The sequence below is a fragment of the Pseudomonas frederiksbergensis genome (genome assembly GCF_001874645.1).
In the GTDB taxonomy this organism is placed as follows: Bacteria; Pseudomonadota; Gammaproteobacteria; order Pseudomonadales; family Pseudomonadaceae; genus Aquipseudomonas; species Aquipseudomonas frederiksbergensis_B.
Map to the genome: position 1 here is coordinate 3,132,126 of NZ_CP017886.1, position 19,034 is coordinate 3,151,159.

17 protein-coding genes are annotated in these 19,034 nt (G+C 59.8%); 12 read left to right on the plus strand and 5 right to left on the minus strand.

The genetic code is table 11. The annotated features are described in order from the left end of the window. Positions 1–3: 3 nt before the first annotated feature. From dadA to BLL42_RS15045, 6 genes are all read left to right on the plus strand, one after another. Positions 4–1,308 (plus strand): D-amino acid dehydrogenase, encoded by a 1,305-nt coding sequence (dadA, locus tag BLL42_RS15020; RefSeq protein WP_071555767.1) that lies wholly within the window; start codon positions 4–6, stop codon positions 1,306–1,308. Beyond that, positions 1,280–1,633, plus strand: a complete 354-nt coding sequence (locus BLL42_RS15025) for a RidA family protein (RefSeq protein WP_071552803.1) — start codon at positions 1,280–1,282, stop codon at positions 1,631–1,633. The genes dadA and BLL42_RS15025 overlap by 29 nt, the downstream gene beginning before the upstream one ends. A 103-nt stretch (positions 1,634–1,736) precedes the next feature. Beyond that, positions 1,737–2,810, plus strand: a complete 1,074-nt coding sequence (gene alr / locus BLL42_RS15030; RefSeq protein WP_071552804.1) for an alanine racemase — start codon at positions 1,737–1,739, stop codon at positions 2,808–2,810. A 127-nt stretch (positions 2,811–2,937) separates the two neighbouring features. Further along, positions 2,938–3,486, plus strand: a complete 549-nt coding sequence (locus BLL42_RS15035; RefSeq protein WP_019694258.1) for a cupin domain-containing protein — start codon at positions 2,938–2,940, stop codon at positions 3,484–3,486. A gap of 183 nt (positions 3,487–3,669) precedes the next feature. Beyond that, positions 3,670–4,086 (plus strand): c-type cytochrome, encoded by a 417-nt coding sequence (locus tag BLL42_RS15040; RefSeq protein WP_081427308.1) that lies wholly within the window; start codon positions 3,670–3,672, stop codon positions 4,084–4,086. A gap of 134 nt (positions 4,087–4,220) precedes the next feature. Next, positions 4,221–6,143 carry an acetyl-CoA hydrolase/transferase C-terminal domain-containing protein gene (locus BLL42_RS15045; RefSeq protein ID WP_071552806.1) on the plus strand — a complete coding sequence of 641 codons (1,923 nt, stop codon included), beginning with the start codon at positions 4,221–4,223 and terminating at the stop codon, positions 6,141–6,143. A gap of 109 nt (positions 6,144–6,252) precedes the next feature. Here the strand turns inward: BLL42_RS15045 and BLL42_RS15050 are convergent, their stop codons facing one another. Together BLL42_RS15050 and rep are read right to left on the minus strand one after the other, a co-directional pair. After that, positions 6,253–6,825, minus strand: a complete 573-nt coding sequence (locus BLL42_RS15050; protein ID WP_019694255.1) for a xanthine phosphoribosyltransferase — start codon at positions 6,823–6,825, stop codon at positions 6,253–6,255. A 56-nt stretch (positions 6,826–6,881) separates the two neighbouring features. Beyond that, positions 6,882–8,891, minus strand: a complete 2,010-nt coding sequence (gene rep / locus BLL42_RS15055) for a DNA helicase Rep (protein ID WP_071552807.1) — start codon at positions 8,889–8,891, stop codon at positions 6,882–6,884. Positions 8,892–9,156: 265 nt separating this feature from the next. On the opposite strand from rep, the gene BLL42_RS15060 reads away from it, so the two are divergent. Next, positions 9,157–10,827: a putative bifunctional diguanylate cyclase/phosphodiesterase gene (locus BLL42_RS15060; protein ID WP_071552808.1), complete on the plus strand. Its 1,671-nt coding sequence runs from the start codon at positions 9,157–9,159 to the stop codon at positions 10,825–10,827. Between the two features lie 48 nt (positions 10,828–10,875). Here BLL42_RS15060 and BLL42_RS15065 read toward each other — a convergent pair whose 3' ends face one another. Next, positions 10,876–12,273, minus strand: coding sequence for a NorM family multidrug efflux MATE transporter (locus BLL42_RS15065; protein ID WP_071555768.1), 1,398 nt, complete (start codon positions 12,271–12,273; stop codon positions 10,876–10,878). Between the two features lie 158 nt (positions 12,274–12,431). On the opposite strand from BLL42_RS15065, the gene BLL42_RS15070 reads away from it, so the two are divergent. Both BLL42_RS15070 and BLL42_RS15075 read left to right on the plus strand, forming a co-directional pair. Beyond that, entirely contained in the window at positions 12,432–13,352 is a 921-nt protein-coding gene (locus BLL42_RS15070) for a LysR substrate-binding domain-containing protein (protein WP_071552809.1), read from the plus strand. Positions 13,353–13,502: 150 nt separating this feature from the next. Next, entirely contained in the window at positions 13,503–14,717 is a 1,215-nt protein-coding gene (locus tag BLL42_RS15075; RefSeq protein WP_071552810.1) for an aldose 1-epimerase family protein, read from the plus strand. A gap of 6 nt (positions 14,718–14,723) precedes the next feature. Here the strand turns inward: BLL42_RS15075 and BLL42_RS15080 are convergent, their stop codons facing one another. Next, positions 14,724–16,217, minus strand: a complete 1,494-nt coding sequence (locus tag BLL42_RS15080; protein ID WP_071552811.1) for a YifB family Mg chelatase-like AAA ATPase — start codon at positions 16,215–16,217, stop codon at positions 14,724–14,726. A gap of 285 nt (positions 16,218–16,502) precedes the next feature. Continuing rightward, the gene (locus BLL42_RS15085; RefSeq protein ID WP_071552812.1) at positions 16,503–16,760 is read right to left on the minus strand and encodes an accessory factor UbiK family protein; all 258 of its coding nucleotides are present in this window, start codon (positions 16,758–16,760) and stop codon (positions 16,503–16,505) included. On the opposite strand from BLL42_RS15085, the gene BLL42_RS29690 reads away from it, so the two are divergent. From BLL42_RS29690 to BLL42_RS15095, 3 genes are all read left to right on the plus strand, one after another. After that, complete coding sequence (locus BLL42_RS29690; RefSeq protein ID WP_129586957.1) at positions 16,759–16,983, plus strand: hypothetical protein; 225 nt, start codon at positions 16,759–16,761, stop codon at positions 16,981–16,983. The two genes, BLL42_RS15085 and BLL42_RS29690, sit on opposite strands and share 2 nt — an antisense overlap. A gap of 191 nt (positions 16,984–17,174) precedes the next feature. Then, positions 17,175–17,513 carry a P-II family nitrogen regulator gene (gene glnK / locus BLL42_RS15090; RefSeq protein WP_002555808.1) on the plus strand — a complete coding sequence of 113 codons (339 nt, stop codon included), beginning with the start codon at positions 17,175–17,177 and terminating at the stop codon, positions 17,511–17,513. 33 nt (positions 17,514–17,546) lie between these two features. Continuing rightward, positions 17,547–18,884 (plus strand): ammonium transporter, encoded by a 1,338-nt coding sequence (locus BLL42_RS15095; protein ID WP_071552813.1) that lies wholly within the window; start codon positions 17,547–17,549, stop codon positions 18,882–18,884. The last annotated feature ends 150 nt before the right edge of the window (positions 18,885–19,034 follow it).

Sequence of the window (19,034 nt, forward strand, 5' to 3'; positions counted from 1 at the left end):
AAAATGCGCGTTCTGGTCTTGGGTAGCGGCGTCATCGGTACCGCCAGTGCCTACTATCTGGCTCGGGCCGGGTTTGAAGTGGTGGTCGTCGACCGTCAACCCGCTGCTGCCATGGAAACCAGTTTCGCCAACGCAGGGCAAGTCTCGCCGGGTTATGCCTCGCCGTGGGCCGCGCCGGGTGTGCCGCTCAAAGCCATCAAATGGCTGCTGCAACGCCACGCACCGCTGGCAATCAAGGCCACCACCGATATCGACCAATACCTGTGGATGGCGCAGATGCTGCGCAACTGCACCGCCAGCCGTTATGCGGTGAACAAAGAGCGCATGGTCCGCCTGTCCGAGTACAGCCGTGACTGCCTCGATGAACTGCGTGCTGAAACCGGCATTGCCTACGAAGGCCGCAGCCTGGGGACGACTCAACTGTTCCGCACTCAGGCGCAGCTGGATGGCGCGGCAAAAGACATTGCCGTCCTGAAAGAGTCCGGCGTGCCGTTTGAACTGCTCGACCGCGCCGGCATTGCCCGCGTCGAACCGGCGCTGGCCAGCGTCACCGATATCCTCGCCGGTGCCTTGCGCCTGCCGAACGACCAGACCGGCGACTGCCAGATCTTCACCACGCGCCTGGCCGAAATGGCCGTGAAGCTGGGCGTGGAGTTCCGCTTCGGCCAGGACATTCAGCGCCTCGACCATGCCGGTGACCGGATCAACGGCGTGTGGATCGACGGCAAGCTGGAAACCGCTGACCGCTACGTATTGGCGCTCGGCAGCTACTCGCCGAAGTTGCTCAAGCCGTTGGGCATCAAGGCCCCGGTGTACCCGCTCAAGGGCTACTCGCTGACCGTGCCGATCACCAATCCGGCGATGGCCCCGACGTCGACTATTCTCGATGAAACCTACAAGGTTGCGATCACCCGTTTCGACAACCGCATTCGTGTTGGCGGTATGGCTGAGATCGCCGGTTTTGACCTGTCGCTGAATCCACGTCGACGCGAAACGCTGGAGATGATCGTCAACGATCTTTATCCTCAGGGCGGCGACCTGGCCGAGGCGAGTTTCTGGACCGGTCTGCGTCCGACCACGCCGGATGGCACGCCGATTGTTGGTGCCACGCCGTTCAAGAACCTGTTCCTGAACACCGGTCACGGCACGCTCGGCTGGACCATGGCGTGTGGCTCCGGCCGCTTGCTGGCTGACCTGATGGCGAAAAGAACGCCGCAGATCAGTGCCGAAGGCCTCGATATTTCCCGTTACGGCAAGACCAATCAGGAGTCTGAAAAACATGTCAATCCAGCGCCAGCTCACCAATGAGCGCATGAGCCAGATCGTTGTCCACAGCGGTACCGTGTATCTGGCAGGGCAAGTCGGCGACGATATGAGTGCCGGGATTGAACAGCAGACCCGTGAAACCCTCGCCAACATCGAGCGTTTGCTGGATCTGGCCGGGACCGATAAAACCAAACTGCTGTCGGTGACGATTTACCTGAAAGACATCGATGCCCATTTCAAAGGCATGAACAGTGTCTGGGACAGCTGGCTGCCAAAGAACGTCGCGCCAGCCCGTGCGACAGTCGAAGCCAAGCTGTGCGAACCGGAAATCCTGGTTGAGCTGTCGGTAGTGGCTGCTCTGCCTTAAGCAACGATCTTAAGCAACGATCCCTCTCCCGGCGCTGTTGGCGGTTCACGCCGTCAGCCAGCGCCGGTTTTTCTTCCTCATGACCGCCTAGAAGTCTGCCGCCATGCGTCCTGCCCGTGCCCTGATTGATCTTCAAGCCCTGCGTCATAACTATCAACTGGCCCGTGAAGTCTCTGGCGCGCGCGCCCTCGCGGTGATCAAGGCCGATGCCTATGGCCATGGTGCGGTGCGCTGTGCCCAGGCTCTGGAGACCGAGGCGGACGGTTTTGCCGTGGCCTGTATCGAAGAAGCCCTGGAACTGCGCGCCGCCGGTATTCGTGCGCCGGTCCTGCTGCTCGAAGGCTTTTTCGAAGCCGATGAGCTGTCGCTGATTGTTGAGCATGATTTCTGGTGTGTGGTGCATTCGCTGTGGCAACTCGAAGCAATCGAGAAAGCCGCGTTGAGCAAGCCGATCACGGTCTGGCTCAAGCTTGATTCGGGGATGCACCGGGTCGGCCTGCATCCGGCGGATTATCAGGCGGCGTACCAACGTTTGCTGGCCAGCGGCAAGGTCTCGAAGATCGTGCTGATGAGTCACTTCGCCCGTGCCGATGAGCTGCATAGCCGCAGCGCGGCAGAGCAGGTTGCGGTGTTTGAAGCGGCGCGCCAGGGCTTGTCGGCGCAGGTCAGCTTGCGTAACTCGCCGGCGGTGCTGGGCTGGCCGCAGGTGCCGAGCGATTGGGTTCGCCCGGGCATCATGCTCTACGGCGCGACACCTTTCGAAGAAGCCAACCCCGTAGCGGCCCGCTTGCAGCCGGTGATGACTCTGGAGTCGAAAGTCATCAGCGTGCGCGAACTGCCGGCCGGTGAGCCGGTGGGCTATGGCGCCAAGTTCATCACCCAGAAGCCAATGCGCATCGGCGTGGTCGCCATGGGCTATGCCGACGGTTACCCGCGGCAGGCGCCTACGGGCACGCCGGTATTGGTGGCCGGGCAGCGCAGCCAGCTGCTGGGACGGGTGTCGATGGACATGCTCTGCATCGATTTGACCGATGTGCCGCAGGCCGGCCTCGGTTCGACGGTCGAATTGTGGGGCAAGAACATCCTGGCCAGCGACGTAGCCATGGCTGCCGAGACCATTCCCTACCAGATCTTCTGCAACCTGCGCCGCGTCCCACTGCTCTATTCCGGGAGCTGAGGCTCGCTGTCGAGACCAGAAGTCGTTTTGCTGAACAGGATTCAGGCCCAAGTGTTGTAAATACTGAACGCTGTCGCCATGATAACGCTCACTATCCACACAATCTGAATCCTGGGAGGCTAATGCATTGGACGTCGGTGAACGACTGCAATCGATCCGTAAACTGAAAGGTCTATCCCAGCGAGAGCTCGCCAAGCGGGCAGGTGTTACCAATAGCACCATTTCGATGATCGAGAAAAACAGCGTCAGTCCCTCGATCAGTTCGCTGAGGAAGGTACTGGGCGGAATCCCCATGTCCATGGTCGAGTTCTTTTCCGAAGAAATTCTCCAGGAAAAACCGACGCAGATCGTCTACAAAGCCAATGAGCTGATTGATATCTCCGATGGCGCCGTGACGATGAAACTGGTCGGCAAGGCTCATCCGAGCCGTGCCATTGCGTTCCTCAACGAGATCTACCCGCCAGGCGCCGATACCGGTGAAGAGATGCTCACCCATGAGGGCGAGGAAACCGGGATTCTGCTCGAAGGTCGGCTGGAGCTGGTGGTCGGGCTGGAGACATTCGTGCTCGAGGCCGGTGACAGCTACTATTTCGAAAGCACCAAACCGCACCGTTTCCGAAATCCGTTCGACGCGCCTGCGCGACTAATCAGCGCAGCCACACCGGCGAATTTCTGAGAAAAGAGGCGTCCGGCAGGGTTTTGCGAGTCGCCCCATGCTGTATTTCGCCACGACTTAATACCCCTTGGACTTTAGGGTTGTTTCAGTGTGGCGGGCTAACCGTTATACTTACGCCCGCCTGCGAAACCGTGGCCGTGGGCGTGACTAGCCACCATTGAGGGTGTACGCGTGAATCTAATTATGAAAATGCTGGCCGCACCAGCAACCGTATTGGCCCTTTGGGCAGTCAGCGCTCAGGCGTCGACCACTGACGATATCGCCAAGCGCCTTGAGCCCGTCGGCCAGGTCTGTGTACAAGGTCAAGAGTGCAAGGGGATGGAAGTCGCTGCTTCGGTAGGCGGCGGTGCAGCGAAAACCCCCGACGAAATCATTGCCAAACATTGCAATGCTTGCCATGGCACGGGTCTGCTGGGCGCACCGAAAATCGGTGATGCTGCAGACTGGAAGAAACGCGCCGACAAAGAAGGCGGCACTGCTGCTGGCCTGGCGAAAGTAGCGTTGGCAGGTCTCAACGCGATGCCGCCAAAAGGCACGTGCAGCGACTGCGAAGTGAAAGATCTTGAAGGCGCCATCCAGAAGATGTCTGGCCTGAAATAAGCCCCATCTTCAGTGAAAAAGCCGCTTGCGAGCGGCTTTTTTGTACCTGAGATTTGACCTCTGGACTGGTCATAATGATCAGGACCCGGCAAGCTCGGACCCACCTCAATTCATGGACAGGTCGGGAGGGTCTGATGGTGCAGTCGGTATCAATCGAACAGGCAGTCGATGATGTGCTCGCGCGTTTGCCCGCGCATATACACCTCGGCCTGCCGCTGGGGCTGGGCAAGCCCAACCGTTTCGTCAACGCGCTCTATCGGCGCATCGCCCAACTGCCCGAGCGGCAGCTGACGGTGTATACCGCGTTGAGCCTGGGTCGTCCGTCATTGGGCGACGGCTTGCAGCGGCGCTTTCTGGAACCCTTCATCGAACGAGTGTTTGGCGACTATCCCGAGCTGGATTTTCTCGCCGACCTGCACCGTGACAGCCTCCCGGCGAACATTCACATCGAGCAGTTCTTCATGCAGCCTGGCAGCTTGCTGCACAGCACATCGGCGCAGCAGGACTACGTCAGCAGCAACTACAGCCACGCCGCGCGGGACATCAATGCCGCCGGGTTGAACCTGCTGGCGCAACTGGTGGCTCATGACCCGCAACAGCCGGATCGACTGAGCCTGAGCTGCAACCCGGACATCACCCTCGACCTGTTGCCGATGATCGCCAAGCGTCGCGCCGCCGGGGAAACCATTCTGCTGCTCGGCCAGGTTCACCGGGACCTGCCCTACATGCCGGGAGACTCGGAAGTCGGCCGCGAGGCGTTCGATCTGCTGCTCGACGAGGAGGAGGGCAGCACGCTGTTTTCCACGCCGAACATGCCGGTGGGTTTTCAGGATCACTTCATCGGCCTGCATGCCAGCACCTTGGTGCGTGACGGCGGAACCTTGCAAATCGGCATCGGGGCCATGGGCGATGCGCTGACCGCCGCGCTGTTGGCCCGGCAGGCGGATAACGACGGCTACCGTGCGCTATTGACGGACCTTGACGCGCATTACTGGGCACCGCTGATGAGTCGTGAAGGCGGCGTGGAGCCATTCGCCAAGGGGCTTTATGGTTGCAGCGAGATGTTCGTCAATGGTCTGCTGGCGTTATCCGATGCCGGGATCGTGCGGCGTAAGGTTTATCCGAGCGTCGCTCTGCAACAGCAAGCCAATGCCGGCGCCTTGGATGAATCGGCTCAAGTGGGTGGCGTCTCGATACACGGTGGTTTCTTCCTCGGCCCACGCAGTTTCTATCAGCGGTTGAGGGATTTACCCCACAGCAAGCTCGCCGAATTCAACATGACCGCCATCAGCTACATCAATGAACTGTATGGTCATGAAGAACTCAAGCGCTTGCAGCGCCTGGATGCGCGTTTCATAAACAGCGCGTTCACCATGACTTTGCTCGGTGCCGGAGTCGCTGATCAGTTGGAAGACGGGCGGGTGCTCAGCGGTGTCGGCGGGCAATACAACTTCGTCGCCCAGGGCCATGCGCTGGAAGGCGCGCGCTCGATTCTGATCCTGCGCAGCTGGCGCGAGTCGGGCGGTGAGGCGAGTTCGAACATGGTCTGGGTGTACGGCCACTGCACCATCCCACGGCACTTGCGCGACATCGTGGTTACCGAATACGGCATCGCCGATTTGCGTGGCAAGACCGACGCCAAGGTGATCGAAGCATTGCTCAACATCAGCGATTCACGCTTCCAGCCAGGCTTGATCGAACAGGCGCAGAAGGCTGGCAAACTGCCGAAGGATTTTTGCCTCGATCCGCGTTTCACCGACAACAGTCCACAGCGCTTGCAGGCGATTGCTGCGCGGCACCCCCGGTTGTTTCCGGAGTATCCGTTGGGCAGTGATTTCAGCAGCGAGGAGCGGGATTTGTTGCGGGCGCTGAACTGGCTCAAGAGCACGTTCAAACTCACGGAGATTCTGGAGTTGGGCAAGGCCGCCCTGGATGCGCCGGAGCCGTCGGAGTATCCGGTTCATCTGGAACGGATGCAGCTGACGAAGCCTGACGGGTTGAAGGAAGATGTGTATCAGCGATTGCTGCTGGCAGGCCTGAAAGCGACGCGGGTTTGAGAGCGCAAAGATCGTCCGAACGCGGCCCGAACCTGCGGCAGCTCCTACAGGGGAATGTGTCCGGTGTAGGAGCTGCCGCAGGCTGCGATCTTTATTATGCGTACAACCGTTACTCGATAAAGGTCACGACACCGCCGGCCAGGGATTTGACCCGGGCCAGGGATTCGACGCGGTAGCCTTGCGCGTCCAGTTCGGCGCGGCCGCCCTGAAACGACTTCTCGATCACGATACCCAAGCCTGCCACGGTGGCGCCGGCCTGTTTGATGATCGAGATCAGCGCCTGCGAAGCCTTACCGTTGGCCAGGAAGTCGTCGATGATCAGCACGCGGTCGCTGCTGGTCAGGTGACGTGGGGAAATGGCCACAGTGCTTTCGGTTTGCTTGGTGAACGAGTAAACGGTCGCCGATAGCAGATTTTCAGTCAGGGTCAGGGACTGGTGCTTGCGAGCGAAAATCACCGGCACGCCCAGATTCAGACCGGTCATGATCGCCGGAGCAATGCCCGACGCCTCGATGGTGACGATCTTGGTAATCCCCGAATCCTTGAACAGCGTGGCGAATTCGTCGCCGATCAGCTTCATCAATTGCGGGTCGATCTGGTGGTTCAGAAAGGCGTCGACTTTCAGGACCTGGTCGGAAAGCACGATGCCTTCTTCGCGAATTTTCTTGTGCAGTGCTTCCATGAGGCTTCCTCATCAAGCGCGTTGAGCGCCAAAAGTCGGTTAAAAAGTGGTCAATTCTAGCGCTTTAACATCGCGCGGATATCCGCCAATGCGCTATTGCCACGCACGGCTTTGACTTCGGTCGGGGTGTCGTCGTTGCCTTCCCAGGCCAGGTCGTCGGGTGGCAGCTCATCGAGGAAACGGCTCGGCGAGCAGTCGATGATTTCGCCGTACTGTTTGCGCTTGGCGGCAAAGGTGAAGGCCAGGGTCTGACGTGCTCGGGTAATCCCGACGTAGGCCAGACGGCGTTCTTCTTCGATGGTGTCGGCTTCGATGCTGGAGCGGTGCGGGAGGATTTCCTCCTCCATGCCCATGATGAACACGTACGGAAATTCCAGGCCCTTGGAGGCGTGCAAGGTCATCATCTGCACGCCTTCGGCACCGTCTTCCTCTTCCTGCTGCCGTTCGAGCATGTCCCGCAGGACGAGCTTGCCGATCGCGTCTTCGACGGTCATTTCGCCGTCTTCGTCTTTTTCCAGGGTGTTCTTCAGCGCCTCGATCAGGAACCAGACGTTACCCATGCGGTAGTCGGCGGCCTTGTCGCTGGAGCTGTTGGTACGCAGCCAGTTCTCGTAGTCGATGTCCATGACCATGCTGCGCAGGGCGGAGATCGGGTCTTCGCCGGCACACTGCTCGCGTACGCGGTCCATGAAGCGCTTGAAGCGCGCCAGACGATCCGTGAAGCGGCTGTCCAGGTGTTCGCCCAGACCGATTTCGTCGGTGGCGGCGTACATCGAGATCTTGCGTTCGGTCGCGTAGTTACCGAGTTTTTCCAGCGTGGTCGAACCGATTTCCCGGCGTGGGACGTTGATCACCCGCAGGAAGGCGTTGTCGTCATCCGGGTTCACGATCAGGCGGAAGTAGGCCATCAGGTCTTTGACTTCCTGACGTCCGAAGAAGCTGTTGCCACCGGAAAGGCGATAAGGAATCTGGTGGTGTTGCAGCTTCAACTCGATCAGCTTGGCCTGGTAGTTACCGCGGTAGAGGATCGCGAAATCGCTGTACGGGCGGTCGGTGCGCAGGTGCAGGCTGAGGATTTCCACGGCCACGCGCTCGGCTTCGGCGTCTTCGTTGCGGCAACGGATCACACGGATCTCGTCGCCGTGGCCCATCTCGCTCCACAGCTGTTTTTCAAACTCGTGGGGGTTGTTCGAGATCAGCACGTTGGCGCAGCGCAGGATGCGACTGGTGGAGCGGTAGTTTTGCTCCAGCATCACCACTTTCAAGGACGGGTAGTCGTCCTTGAGCAGCATCAGGTTTTCCGGGCGGGCGCCGCGCCAGGCATAGATCGATTGGTCGTCGTCGCCGACCACGGTGAACTGGTTGCGCGTGCCGATCAGCAATTTCACCAGCAGGTACTGGCTGGCGTTGGTGTCCTGGTATTCGTCCACCAGCAGGTAGCGGACTTTGTTCTGCCACTTTTCGAGGATGTCGGCGTGTTCCTGGAACAGCTTCACCGGCAGCAGGATCAGGTCATCGAAGTCCACTGCGTTGAACGCCTTGAGCGTGCGCTGGTAGTGGGTGTAGACGATGGCGGCGGTCTGTTCCTTGGGGTTACGGGCGTTTTCCAGGGCTTCGGGCGGCAGGATCAGGTCGTTCTTCCAGGCGCCGATCATGTTCTTGATCTCGTCGACGCCGTCGTCGCCCGAATACTCCTTCTGCATGATGTCGGTCATCAGGGCTTTGACGTCGGTCTCGTCGAAAATCGAGAAACCCGGTTTGTAGCCCAGCCGCACATGCTCCTTGCGGATGATGTTGAGCCCAAGGTTGTGGAACGTGCACACCGTCAGGCCGCGTCCTTCACCACCTTTGAGCAAGGTGCCGACCCGCTCTTTCATTTCGCGCGCGGCCTTGTTGGTAAAGGTCATGGCGACGATGTACTGGGCACGAATGCCGCAGTTCTGGATCAAGTGGGCAATTTTGCGGGTGATGACACTGGTCTTGCCGGAGCCAGCACCGGCGAGCACCAAAAGAGGGCCGCCGACGTAGCTCACGGCTTCTTGCTGCCGGGGATTGAGTCGGGACATGACGGAAAAGGGAGTCGTTTGCGAAAAGGGCGGGCATTTTAACAGGATGCACAGATTCTGCCGCCTCTCTCCGACTTGTGACGTACCACGCTATCTAAATTTGCCGGTTTTGTTACTTTCCCGCAGGATGCGTGCTGAATTGGCGACTAATGTTCGATTTAAAGCGGTATAACAGAGTTTTTGATAATCAATATCATTGGCCGCTGCTTATCTGCGCGTCATAATGCCCGCCGCCAACATCTTTTGCAGAGTCTAGGGAGCTAGCTTGTCTACGCCTGTCGAACCCTTGCGTTTGCTGCTACTGGCCGAAGAGCCAGCGTGGGCAGCGTTGTTACGCGAGTGTCTGGCTCCTATGGGGAGCTCGGCTGTGCTGATCAGTGCACCGACCTGGGAGTCGGTGAGCAGTCTATTTACTGACAACCGCAGTGCGGTCCTGTTGACCATTTCAGCGCTTCAACCGGAACCGGGCCGTTGCAGCCTGCCGACGGTGCTGCTGCTCGAACATGAACCGTCCATCCCACCGGACGGTGTCAGTGACTGGCTGGTTCGCGATGCACTGGATGTGGATACATTGCGCCGCTGCCTGCGTCATGTGCGTGAGCGCGGTGTGCTGGAAAACACCTTGCAGCGCCTCGCCGAGCAAGATCCGCTGACCGGCATTGCCAACCGCCAGGGTTTTCAGACCCTGCTGGCGGCGCGTTTGGCGGAAAACGACGGCCGTGGCCTGGCGCTGGGGCACCTCGATCTCGATAATTTCCGACACGCCAATGACGCCCTCGGCCACCAGGCCGGTGACCGGCTGATCCTGCAAGTGGTCTCGCGGCTCAAAAGCCAGCTTGAGGCCGGCGATCAACTGGCGCGTCTGGGCAGCGACGAATTCGCCTTGCTCATCGACACCCGCCGTGCGCCGCAACGCGCCGAGTGGATGGCCGAGCGCATCACCGAAGTCATGGCCGAGCCCTACTGGGTCGACGGCGAAAGCCTGTTGATCGGTTGCAGCCTGGGCATCGCCCACGCGCGTGCACAGGCTGGCGCCGACCCGCTGATGTGGCACGCGCATATCGCCATGCAGCAGGCCAAAAGCACCCAAGGCTGCACCTTTCATATCTTCAATGAACGCATCAACCGCAATGCGCGCAGCCTCGCCGATCTTGAAAGCGAACTGCGCCGGGCCTTGCGTCGCGATGAGCTGGAATTGCATTACCAGCCGCGGCTGAACCTGGACGACGGGCAAATCGTTGGCCTCGAGGCGCTGGTGCGTTGGCGCCATGGCGAGCGCGGGCTGTTGCCGCCGAGCGAGTTCGTGCCGCTGGCCGAGCAGAGCGGTTTGATCGTGCCACTGGGGTACTGGGTGATTTCCCGCGCCTTGCGCGACATGCAGGCGTTACGCGAACGCGGTCTGCCGCCGTTGCACATGGCAGTGAACCTGTCGTTCCGGCAGTTCCAGGACAGTCAGTTGCTGTCGACGTTGAGCCGGTTGATCGCCGAGCGTGGCGTTGAAGCGCAGTGGCTGGAATTCGAACTGACGGAAACCGCCGTGATGCGCCGCAGCGATCTGGTCAAGCAGACCATGGACGCTTTGGGGCGTCTGGGTGTGCGTTTCTCTCTGGACGACTTCGGCACTGGTTTCTCGTCGTTCGTGCACCTCAACAGCCTGCCGATTGCCTTGCTGAAGATCGACAAAAGCTTTGTCGGTGGCATGGAGATGCGTGAGGAAAATCGCAAGCTGGTTCACGCGATGATCAACCTGGCCCACAACCTCAACCTGGAAGTGGTTGCCGAGGGCGTTGAAACCCCTGAACAGCTTGAGCTACTGCGCGGCTTTGGTTGTGATCAGGTGCAGGGTTACTTGATCAGCAAGCCGTTGCCGCTGGCCGAGCTGGTTGAATATCTGACCTTTGGCAGCAGCCAGCAGGCGATTGTTGAGGCCATTTAAAAGATCGCAGCCTGCGTAGGAGCTGCCGCAGGCTGCGATCTCTTGATCTTATTCCGGCTGGGCGACCTGAAAATCCGGCTGTGACGACGGCTCACGCCGAATCATCCGCTTCATCTTCCATTCGAACGCCAGCGTCAGACTCACGGCCGAGCAGGCCAGCCCCAGCGCCAGGCCCCACCAGACGCCCGTCGGCCCCCAATGGAGGTGAAAAGCCATCCACCATGCAGCCGGTGCGCCGATCAGCCAATAGCAAGCGAGGCCGACCAGGAAGGTAGTCCTGGCGTCCTTCAGGCCACGAATACAGCCCATGGCGATGGTTTGCGTGCCGTCGAAAAACTCGAACCACGCCGCCACCATCAACAGACTCACGGCCAACTGAATGACCTCGTGAAACGCCGGATCATTTTGGTCCAGGAACAGTCCCACCAGTTGATTCGGCAGCAGCCAGAAGACCATGGCAAACCCGAGCATCGCCGCGCCACCAAAGGCAATCCCGACCCGCCCGGCCAAGCGCGCATCGAGCAATTGTCCGGCGCCGTAATGCTGGCCGATGCGCATGGTGATCGCATACGACAGCCCCGCCGGAATCATGAACGCCACCGAGACAATTTGCAGGGCGATCTGATGCGCCGCCAACTGCGTGCTGCCCATGGTGCCCATACACAATGCCGCGAACGCAAACAGGCCGACCTCCACCGCGTAGGTGCCGCCAATGGGCAGGCCCAGACGCCATAGCTCGCGCAAGTACTGGCGATTGGGCCGTGACAGGCCCTTGCGCAGTGGATAGGCGTCGTAAGCCGGATGCCGGCGGATATGCCAGGCCAGGCCCAGCGCCATGCAGTTGGCGACGATGGCGGTGACCAGACCGATCCCCATCAAACCCATTTTTGGCAGACCGAACATACCGGTGATCAACGCATAGTTGAGCAGGAAGTTGGCCACGGTCCCGGCGAGGCTGATCACCATCACCGGCGTCGTCCGGCCGATGGCGCTGGTAAAGCCGCGCAGGGCCATGAAACTCAGGTAGCCGGGCAGGGCGAACGGCAGAATCAACAGGAATTGGCCGGCCGCGTGCACGTTGCTTTCAGTCTGGCCGAACAGCAGCAACACCGGTTTGAGGTTCCACAGCAGCAGGCCCGCCAGCAGCGCCATCAACCACGCCAGCCAAAGCCCGGCCTGAGTCAGCCGCGTGGCGCCTTCGATGTCACCGGCGCCTTGCCGGATCGCCACCAGCGTGCCGACCGCCGCGATCACGCCGAGGCAGAAAATCGATACGAACGAATAACTCGCCGCGCCCAGGCCGCCACCGGCCAAGGCCTCCGGGCTGAGCCTGGCCATCATCAAGGTGTCGGTGAGGATCATTAGCATGTGCGCCAACTGCGAGGCAATCAACGGCCCCGCCAGCCGCAGGATGGCCCAGAGTTCGGTACGTGCTGGATGCTGCATGATCATCACGCTCGTTTAGTCAGACAAATCGGGAGGGGTTGATTCTCGGCGCTCGCAAGCGTTTGCACAAAGGGATAAAAACGATTGCTCGCATGATTAAAACTCATGCTGGAGAGTTTCTGATAGGGTTTCAGGGTCGCGCTAGAGGAGCGTTCCTGATGTCTCGTCGTCTTCCACCGCTGTATGCCCTTCGCGCTTTCGAAGCCGCGGCGCGGCACAGTTCGTTTACCCGTGCGGCTGAAGAGCTGTCGATTACCCAAAGCGCGGTCAGCCGCCATGTGCGTACGCTGGAGGAGCATTTTGCCTGTCGGCTGTTTCAGCGCAGCGGGCGCAATCTGCAACTGACCGAGGCCGCGCGTTTGCTGTTGCCCGGCGTGCGTGAAGGCTTTGGTGCGCTGGAGCGGGCCTGCAATACCTTGCGCGCCGAAGATGACGTCTTGCGCATGAAAGCCCCTTCGACCCTGACCATGCGCTGGCTGCTGGCGCGACTCAGTCGCTTCCGGCATTTGCAGCCGGGCAACGAGGTGCAACTGACCAGCGCCTGGATGGACGTCGACTCGGTGGACTTCAATCACGAACCTTTCGATTGTGCGGTGCTGCTGAGCAACGGGCATTTTCCACCGGATTGGGAAGCCAGTTTTCTGTTCCCGGAACTGTTGATCCCGGTCGGTGCGCCGAATCTGCTGAATGATCAACCGTGGGATGTCGAGCGGCTGGCCAGCACCGAGCTGCTTCACCCGACTCCCGATCGTCGTGACTGGCGCAGTTGGCTAGAACGTATGGGCCTGTCCGAGCAAGTGTCGCTCAAGGGCGGGCAGGTGTTCGACACGCTGGAGCTGGGGATGATCGCTGCCGCCCGTGGTTACGGGGTGTCAATGGGCGACTTGCTGATGGTGGCCGAGGATGTGGCTCAGGGACGTCTGAGTTTGCCGTGGCCGACCGCCGTCGCCAGCGGCCTGAATTATTACCTGGTCTGGCCGAAAACCCGCCCCGGCGGTGAACGTTTGCGCCGCCTCAGTGACTTCCTTCAAGGCGAAGTTCAGGCCATGGAGTTGCCGGATGTCGAGCGCCTCGACTGAACCGATGTAACCGCCAAATGGCGGCCTTGTCCGCTGCTGATCGAGTGGGCGCGGCCAAGTGATGTTTTGTGGTAGTTATGCCGTTTTTAAGCTTGCTGAATCGTTTCATCAGCGCTATAAAAAAGCACAACTCCAAGAAAGGCTTTTCTCATGACCCCGCTCAAACTGCTCGTCACGCTCGGTGCTATGACCGCTGCCTCCCATGTCATGGCCTGGGATTACGTGCTGCTCGACACCGACAAGGCTGCCCAGAATCAGCAAATCACCAGCCAACAGCTCGGTGTGAAAACCGACAAGCCCTTTTCCGTGACCCTGCGCACTTTGCACGGTGGTCGGCAGGAGGGCGTCAGCATCGTCGACATTGATAACGGCACGTTGAAACTCTCGGTGGTGCCGACCCGTGGGATGAACGTCCTGCAGGCATCGGTAGGTAATGTGCGCATGGGGTGGGATTCTCCGGTCAAGGACGTGGTCAATCCGTCCTTCATCGAACTCAACGGCCGTGGCGGACTGGGCTGGCTCGAAGGCTTCAATGAACTGGTCGCCCGCTGCGGCTACGAATGGGTCGGTCACCCCGGCATGGACAACGGCGAACTGCTGACCCTGCATGGCCGCGCCGCAAACATTCCGGCCAGTAAAGTCACTCTGCACATCGATGAAAAACCGCCCTATGCCATCAGCCTGCGCGGTGAGTTGAAAGAGCAGGCGTTCAAGAAAGTCGACTTCTCGGTGATCACCGAACTGGTCACCGAACCTGGCAGCGTGCGCTTCGCCCTCAACGACACGCTGACCAACAATGGCGACTATCCAAAGGAATACCAGGCGCTCTACCACAGCAACTTCAGCACCCCGTTCCTGGAGCAGGGCGCCCGCTTCGCGGCGCCGGTGAAACAGGTGTCGCCGTTTAACGACAAGGCCAAGGGCGATTTGCCCGACTGGCAAACCTATCGCGCACCGACCAAGGACTACGACGAGACGGTATACAACGTTGTGCCATATGCCGATGCCAAGGGCGACACGCTGACGGTGCTGCATAACAAGGCGGGCAGCCTCGGGGTATCGGTTGGTTTTAATACCCGGCAATTGCCGGTGTTCTCCCTGTGGAAAAATACCGATACCCAAGGGCAGGGCTACGTCACGGGGCTGGAGCCGGGGACGAGTTTTTCCTACAACCGCAGGTATCAGAGACCACTGAACCTGGTGCCGACGATAGCGGCCAAGGAGCAGAAGCAGTTCCAGATCAGCTACAGCCTGTTGGCGGATAAAACAGCTGTGGATAAAGCGTTGGCGCAGGTGAGTGAGATTCAGGGGGGGCGGGAGACTGAGGTGAGGCAAACACCGTTGGTGGATCTCACCAAGGAATAACCTCGACTAGTTTGCGGTCGGTCGATACTGCAGCGCCTCGGCCAGGTGTTCGCGGGTGATGCCATCGACCTGCTCAAGGTCCGCCAGGGTGCGCGCTACCTTGAGCAGTCGGTGCGCGGCCCTCAGCGACAAGGTCAATCGTTCGCACGCGGTTTCCAGCCAGGTTTCGTCGGTTGTGGATAACGTGCAGTGTCGGCGCAGGCCCGGCAAGTCGAGGAAGGCATTGGCGCACCCTTGGCGTTTGTGTTGCCGCTCCCTTGCGTCCGCGACCAGGGCTGCGGCGGTTAGGGTGTCATCGCCGGGTTTTGGCGCTGGATTCAACGCTGTGGCTTCGCGGGCAACCGTCAGGTGCAGATCAATTCGGTCCAGCAGCGGCCCCGACAGTTTGTTGCGATAACGCTGGATCTGGTCTGGAGAACAACAGCAGCGTCCGCTGGGCTCGCCAAGATATCCACAGGGGCACGGGTTCATGGCGGCCACCAGTTGAAAGCGCGCGGGAAAACGTACGCGGTCACGGGCTCGGGATATAACGATACAACCCGACTCCAACGGTTCTCTCAGCACTTCCAGCACCTTGCGATCAAACTCCGGCAGCTCATCGAGGAACAGCACGCCATGGTGGGCGAGGGTGATTTCACCGGGCTGTGGTTTCGAGCCTCCGCCAACCAGTGCCGGGCCGGACGCCGAATGGTGCGGCTGGCGGAACGGTCGTTGAGGCCAATGGCTCAACGGCACACAACTGGTGACCGATTGAATCGCCGCGACTTCCAGCGCCTCGCTCTCGGCCAGTGGCGGCAGCAGCCCGGGTAAACGACTCGCCAGCAGCGTTTTCCCCGTCCCCGGCGGCCCGCTGAACAGCAGGTTATGAGCCCCGGCCGCGGCAATCAGCAATGCGCGCTTGGCCGCAAGTTGGCCCTGTACTTCATTCAAGTCTGGATAAGGTTTGCTGGCGTAGAGCAAACCATTGGAAACAAACGGCTCTACGGGCGTGTGGCCATTGAAGTGCGCGACCGCCTCCAGCAGATGATCCACTGCAATGACCTTTAATCCTGACGCCAGGCATGCTTCCTCGGCATTTGCCCGCGGCACCATTAGCGATCGTCCGGCCTTGCGTGCTGCGAGTGCCGCCGGCAATACACCACGAACCGCCCGCACCGCGCCTGACAGCGCCAACTCTCCCAGGCACTCCACGTCATCCAGCGTCAGCGTCGGTACCTGCACGCTGGCAGCCAGAATTCCAAGAGCAATCGCCAGATCGAATCGCCCACCGTCCTTCGGTAAATCGGCTGGGGCGAGATTCAAGGTGATACGCCGTGCCGGAAATTGCAGCCCGGAATTGATGATCGCACTGCGCACCCGGTCCTTGCTTTCTTTCACCGCTGCCTCCGGCAAACCCACCATCGTCAGCGACGGCAAGCCATTGGCCAGATGGACTTCTACGGTGACGGCGGGCGCTTCCACACCGACCTGGGCGCGACTGTGGACGATGGCCAGAGACATGATCATTCCTTGAGCTGTACGGGGCCGCTTCCTGCGGTTTTGAAAGGCTAGTCGCTGCGTTTGGCTTTAGCACGGCGACTGAGGAGTGAAACCTTCGCAGGATGTTGCGAATGTCGGCGTATAGCGTTCGAGAGCGAAAAAAACCGCCGTTTAGGCGGTTTCTTTGGTGCCGGTGAGCTTAGAAATCGGGGCTGTGCGGTGCAATCGGAAATGCGGTGGTTTTTTTGTAGGAAAGGGCCGGGATGTTCGCAGCAAAGATCAAAAGATCGTAGCCTGCGGCAGCTCCTACGCGGGTGGATTCAGTCTGGCTTCCAGCTCGGCGACTTTCGCTTCAAGACTCTCCAGCCGTGCCCGGGTGCGTGCCAGGACGACCATCTGGCTGTCGAATTCTTCCCGGCTCACCAGATCAAGCTTGCTGAAGCCGCTTTGTAGCAGGGCTTTGAACTGGCTTTCGATTTCGCTTTTTGGCAGTGGGGTTTCGCCACTGAACAGGCGAGAGGCGTGGCCGCTAAGGGCGTCGAGGAGGTCTTTGGGCGCGAGCATGGTGGAAGTCCTTAAAACTGATGGCGGCAGTGTATCACGCAGTGTCTATAGTCAATTGCGCAGAGGCGGATGCACGCTTTTCGCGCATGTTGCCGTGCATTTGCGCACTGTTGTTGTGCGTATTGGTGGTGGCGATTGGGCATTGGCGCCTGCGGCAGCGGTCAAGGGATTGAAATCAGTGGTTTTTCACGAGATGGCAAGCTTTCTGCTTAGTCCCTTGTGACCCATGCACTGATGCAGTCGCTGTGACGAATGCAGTGCGGCAGGCGGAGCGGGGAGTTTCGTCAGGAGCGGTTAACTGGCGTCAGTCGGGCGAGTAGGGTCGACGATGCGTTACAAAGCCAGGCACTGCGCTTAGACTTGAGTCGGGTTTGTTTTCCTGGGGCAAGTCCACCAATTCGGGAGAGAGTTTTCATGAAGCTAGTCACTGCCATCATCAAGCCGTTCAAACTGGACGACGTACGCGAGTCGTTGTCTGAGATCGGCGTGCAGGGCATTACCGTTACTGAGGTCAAAGGCTTCGGTCGGCAGAAGGGTCACACCGAGCTGTATCGCGGCGCGGAGTACGTGGTCGATTTCCTGCCCAAGGTGAAGATTGATGTCGCCATTGACGACAAGGATCTGGACCGGGTTATCGAGGCGATAACCAAGGCAGCCAATACCGGCAAGATTGGTGACGGCAAGATCTTCGTGGTCAATCTGGAACAGGCTATTCGCATCCGTACCGGCGAAACCGATACCGACGCAATCTAAGCCGCCAAACCTAACGCCCCAGGAGAAAACAATATGACTCTGCGTAAATTCGCAGGGCTAGGAGCCCTGTTGTCCATCGTAATGCCCGGTCTGGCCATGGCGGCAGATCCGGTGGCTCCTCCAGTCCTCAATTCCGGCGATACCGCTTGGATGTTGACCTCTACGGCCCTCGTGCTGTTCATGACTATTCCAGGCCTCGCGCTGTTCTACGGCGGCATGGTTCGTTCCAAAAACGTTCTTTCATTGATGATGCAGTGCTTCGCCATTACCGGCCTGGTCACCATCCTGTGGTTCCTTTATGGCTACAGCATGGCGTTTGACACGACGGGTATGGAAGTCAACGTCGTCAACCTCAATTCATTTGTCGGGAGCTTTGCCAAGGCTTTCCTCGCCGGCATCACGCCCGCCAGTATTACCGGCCCTACGGCGCTGTTTCCTGAGGCGGTGTTTGTCACCTATCAGATGACTTTTGCCATCATCACCCCGGCGCTGATCGTCGGTGCGTTCGCCGAGCGGATGAAGTTCTCCGCGATGCTGGTGTTCATGGGCATCTGGTTCACCCTGGTTTACGCGCCGATCGCGCATATGGTCTGGAGCGGCCCGGGTTCGCTGTTGGGCGACTGGGGCGTGCTCGACTTCGCGGGCGGCACCGTGGTCCACATCAACGCCGGTGTCGCAGGTCTGGTGGCGTGCCTGGTACTGGGCAAGCGCAAAGGCTTCCCGAGCACTCCGATGGCTCCGCACAACCTCGGTTACACACTGATGGGCGCTGCGATGTTGTGGGTCGGCTGGTTCGGCTTCAACGCCGGTTCCGCGTCAGCCGCCAACGGCACTGCCGGTATGGCCATGCTGGTGACTCAGATCGCTACCGCCGCAGCAGCCCTGGGCTGGATGTTCGCCGAGTGGCTGACCCACGGCAAGCCTAGCGCACTGGGTATCGCTTCGGGCGTGGTCGCCGGCCTGGTTGCGATCACTCCGGCTGCGGGCACCGTTGGCCCGATGGGCTCGCTGATTATCGGTCTGGCCGCGGGCGTGGTGTGCTTCTTCTGCGCCACGACCCTGAAACGCAAAATGGGTTACGACGACTCCCTCGACGCCTTCGGTGTACACGGTATCGGCGGTATCCTCGGCGCGATCCTCACCGGTGTATTCGCGGCTCCGTCACTGGGTGGCTTCGGCACCGTGACCGACATCGCGGCACAGGTCTGGATTCAGTGCAAAGGCGTAGGCTTCACGGTGATCTACACCGCGATCGTTACCTTCATCATTCTCAAGGTGCTGGACGCCGTCATGGGGCTGCGCATTAGCGAGGAAGAAGAGTCGGTGGGCATCGATCTGGCACTTCACAACGAACGCGGCTACAACATGTAAGCAAGCGCATAAAAATTTGCCCGGCTTGCCGGGCATTTTTTTGTCTGGATTTTGTCTCTGAAAGTACGGCTGAAAGGTTTTTTCGTACACGTTTAGTGGTGTTTGTGGCGAGCGTTTTTCTGCGGCCAATGGCTTACATGACTGAAGGAA

Excerpts from the sequence above, each read along its gene's own strand:
- glnK (WP_002555808.1), top strand. The coding sequence starts at position 17,175 with ATGAAGCTAGTCACTGCCATCATCAAGCCGTTCAAACTGGACGACGTA.
- BLL42_RS15065 (WP_071555768.1), bottom strand. The coding sequence starts at position 12,273 with ATGCAGCATCCAGCACGTACCGAACTCTGGGCCATCCTGCGGCTGGCG.
- BLL42_RS29690 (WP_129586957.1), top strand. The coding sequence starts at position 16,759 with ATGGTGGAAGTCCTTAAAACTGATGGCGGCAGTGTATCACGCAGTGTC.
- rep (WP_071552807.1), bottom strand. The coding sequence starts at position 8,891 with ATGTCCCGACTCAATCCCCGGCAGCAAGAAGCCGTGAGCTACGTCGGC.
- BLL42_RS15040 (WP_081427308.1), top strand. The coding sequence starts at position 3,670 with ATGAAAATGCTGGCCGCACCAGCAACCGTATTGGCCCTTTGGGCAGTC.
- BLL42_RS15025 (WP_071552803.1), top strand. The coding sequence starts at position 1,280 with ATGTCAATCCAGCGCCAGCTCACCAATGAGCGCATGAGCCAGATCGTT.
- dadA (WP_071555767.1), top strand. The coding sequence starts at position 4 with ATGCGCGTTCTGGTCTTGGGTAGCGGCGTCATCGGTACCGCCAGTGCC.
- BLL42_RS15045 (WP_071552806.1), top strand. The coding sequence starts at position 4,221 with ATGGTGCAGTCGGTATCAATCGAACAGGCAGTCGATGATGTGCTCGCG.
- BLL42_RS15080 (WP_071552811.1), bottom strand. The coding sequence starts at position 16,217 with ATGTCTCTGGCCATCGTCCACAGTCGCGCCCAGGTCGGTGTGGAAGCG.
- BLL42_RS15070 (WP_071552809.1), top strand. The coding sequence starts at position 12,432 with ATGTCTCGTCGTCTTCCACCGCTGTATGCCCTTCGCGCTTTCGAAGCC.
- BLL42_RS15050 (WP_019694255.1), bottom strand. The coding sequence starts at position 6,825 with ATGGAAGCACTGCACAAGAAAATTCGCGAAGAAGGCATCGTGCTTTCC.
- BLL42_RS15085 (WP_071552812.1), bottom strand. The coding sequence starts at position 16,760 with ATGCTCGCGCCCAAAGACCTCCTCGACGCCCTTAGCGGCCACGCCTCT.
- alr (WP_071552804.1), top strand. The coding sequence starts at position 1,737 with ATGCGTCCTGCCCGTGCCCTGATTGATCTTCAAGCCCTGCGTCATAAC.
- BLL42_RS15095 (WP_071552813.1), top strand. The coding sequence starts at position 17,547 with ATGACTCTGCGTAAATTCGCAGGGCTAGGAGCCCTGTTGTCCATCGTA.
- BLL42_RS15075 (WP_071552810.1), top strand. The coding sequence starts at position 13,503 with ATGACCCCGCTCAAACTGCTCGTCACGCTCGGTGCTATGACCGCTGCC.